Raw genomic sequence first — 3,023 nt, forward strand, 5'->3', positions numbered from 1 at the left:
GTCCATAAAACCCCTTCAAGTCCAAGTTGTACCGCGGCAAACAGGACAGCAGGAACGGCTGCAATAAAAGATCCTATATTGGGAATGTAATTCAGAAGAAAGGCAATTAATGCCCAGATGATCGCATAATCTACGCCAATAATAACAAGGCCAATCCAGATGAATAAACCGGTTAGCAAACTGGTTGCCGTCTTAATGGACAAATAGTGGCGAATACTATCCCCTATTGCATCAAAAAAACCTAATGAATCTGTAGTTCCTTTAACAATCGCCTTTATTTTTACCGGAATAGTATCCATCTCAAGTAAAAGAAATAGTGCCAGGAAAAATATGGTTAGCGCATTGCCCATAAAACCACCTAATTGTTCAAGTAATCCGGCTGTAACGCTCATAATTTTTGACGGTTCGAACATACCGGACATTTTATCGGTAGAAATGTGTATGCCTTTATCATTAAAAAATTCTATGACTGAATTGCCCATCTCACTCAGGTTCTTTTCATATACCGCTTCATTTTCTGAAAAGGAAGAGAATGAAGTTGCTATTATTTCTCCAAAAATAAAAACAATAGCAATAGCCAATCCCTGAGGAACTTTCTTTTTTTGTAACCACAATATGGGTTGAGAAAGAATAATGCTAATAAATAGTGCCATCAACACTGAAGTCACTAAGGTGGTAGCATACATTACCCCTGCAACAATAACCACAAAGGCCGCAAATTTGACAATAATTGAAGTTTTGCTTTGAATAGGACTAGTACCGCTCATTTCTCACTTTTTAGCATTGTTATATTTAATTATTAGTTTACTTAACTAACTCAATATCATCTGGTTTCCATGTTTATCGGCATATGCCTTAAGCGGGCCATACATTCTCAATGCTAAAAACCAGGATTTACCCGGGATGGTCTGTAACCAAATACTTTCCTTTTCCAGGCTGTGAGAATAAAAGTAAACAATCGTCTTTTAATTTTTATGTTTTAAAAGCATTTGTTCAATGCATTAGCAAAATTGAATTCGTACTATCAGGTTTTGATCTCGTTTTTTAATTCGGGAATAAAAATGCTAATTGGAACCTCAAGGTCCAATCAGGCCCGTCAATAGCTTCTAGTTTTGCTGCATTCCAATAGGCACTTACATTTCCATTAAACTTCTGCTTACCAATGGCAAATATTTTACCAAAACCGGCACCAAAAGGTACAATCCATTTGTTATCCGGGGGGCCTTCCCAGTTCACACTTACGATAGGGGCACTCGTAAGATACCAGGCCTTAGGCAGGTTATAGTTAACGAAATACTGCAATACACCCTGATTGACCGCAGCCCTGTCACTCTGCCCTGCAAAGGACCATGCATTGTAGGCTACTGCACCCAATACCCATTTACCGGGAAAGGCCACGACTATTACAGCAGGGCCTGCAGACCATTTACCGGCACCCAGGCTACTATTCGTAGCAGTTGGCAAGGTAAGTACAGGGCCAACACCCCAGGTAATATTTCCACTTCCTGTGGGCGTAAAAAACCCTTGATATACGATGTCTCCCAAACCATAATTTCCTCCGCTCTCAGCAGCCAGATTTGGTTGAGAAGTAAGCGGAATGATAGTACGGTTGATAAGGTTCCAATTACCCAGACTGGCTGGGATGACCGGTTGTATATTGGTCACATTCTGACTTCGGTCAAAAGGACCCAAACCAAAATTTGTATTGTTCTGTATCGGTACACTGATCATATTGGCGATAGGGTTCTGTGCCTTTTTCGCTAAGGCAGCAGCGTCCATCTCCTGGGATTCATCCTGAGCCCATAATTTATTGCCAGCAGCAAAAAACAATAGGACAATAAGAAATACTTTTATTAATGTTTTCATATCTTTTAGTTTATTTAATTAATTCAAAATCGTTAAGCACCCAGGTTTTATTAATATAACCTTCTTCCGGGCCATAAAAACGGAAGACCACAAAGAATCCTTTTTCGGGATTAGTAGGCACCCAATTATTTTTAAGTTTTTTGTCTTTTGGAGGTTTTGCACCAAAATAAAGATCAACAGAGCCGTCTTTATTAACTTCTGGTTTATCCATACTACCAACAGATCTGTTGGTATTCCCTCCAGCATCCAATAATCCACGAGTGGTTACATCGTAAGCTGTTACAGCCCAAAAACGTTTAACAGGTGCATTTGCTGGAACGTTTAATTTGTAAACTTTTCCTCCATCTAAAAACTCACCATTCCTATCGCGAAATGCGGTTAAATAAGCTGTTCCACCTTGCTTTGCACCCTGGTCCAATATCTTTTTCATGCGAGCATCAGGAGCATAAACTTGCCCTTTACGTATGCCTAAGGTTGATAATCGACCTAATTGTTCAGGACTAAATAAGCCGGTTGGCTCATATTGAATAATCTCATTCAAATCGGTAAAAACAGAAGCATCTTCTGCCGGCAGTGGATTAATTCCCATACCTGTTGTATTGGCATAATTACCTTCTCTTGGCCCAGTAGCCAAGGGATAAACTTTCAGGTTCTTTTTAAACCAGGCAACTGCCTCATCTCCAAGACCTACTTCGCCAAATCCACGCATCATAACCCATACTCGATAACTAGCTGATTTGATTGGGAAGTAGCCGTCAGGAATTTTGTCTGAATATCCGGGAGGTATAAAAAGGTATTTGCCGCCATTGCCTTTGTCAGGACCAACAAAACCAAAATCTACCATAAATTTAAATAGTGCATCATTCGCTGTTCCGTACATTCCTGCAGGAATTTCAACCACTGTTGGGCCATCTATTTTTAAATCTAACGAAGCAATTGCATAAACCGTACTGTTATTTCCTGTTAAAAAAGGCTCACTTGGTAACCAACCGGGGCCTGCTGCCACAGCAATATCTGAAGAAGATTTAAATTTAAAATCGCGGATTTGAGATTTTACTATTGCATATACCGAAAGCGAAGGATAAAAATCCATATACGCTTGAGTAGCACGTTGCAAATCCATTTCATCGTAAATTTTCTGAACGGATGCTTCATCC

3 protein-coding genes are annotated in these 3,023 nt (G+C 39.8%); all 3 read right to left on the reverse strand.

What is annotated here, in order from left to right; genetic code table 11:
* Positions 1–767 (reverse strand): AI-2E family transporter (locus Q0X66_RS15850; protein ID WP_297708101.1); only part of this gene is annotated, 767 nt, incomplete at its 3' end.
* Between the two features lie 277 nt (positions 768–1,044).
* Positions 1,045–1,866, reverse strand: coding sequence for a hypothetical protein (locus Q0X66_RS15855; RefSeq protein ID WP_297708103.1), 822 nt, complete (start codon positions 1,864–1,866; stop codon positions 1,045–1,047).
* Positions 1,867–1,876: 10 nt separating this feature from the next.
* Positions 1,877–3,023: DUF1214 domain-containing protein (locus tag Q0X66_RS15860; RefSeq protein ID WP_297708105.1), on the reverse strand; the 1,147-nt coding region annotated here is incomplete at its 5' end.

This window comes from uncultured Eudoraea sp. (genome assembly GCF_947260015.1).
GTDB lineage: Bacteria > Bacteroidota > Bacteroidia > Flavobacteriales > Flavobacteriaceae > Eudoraea.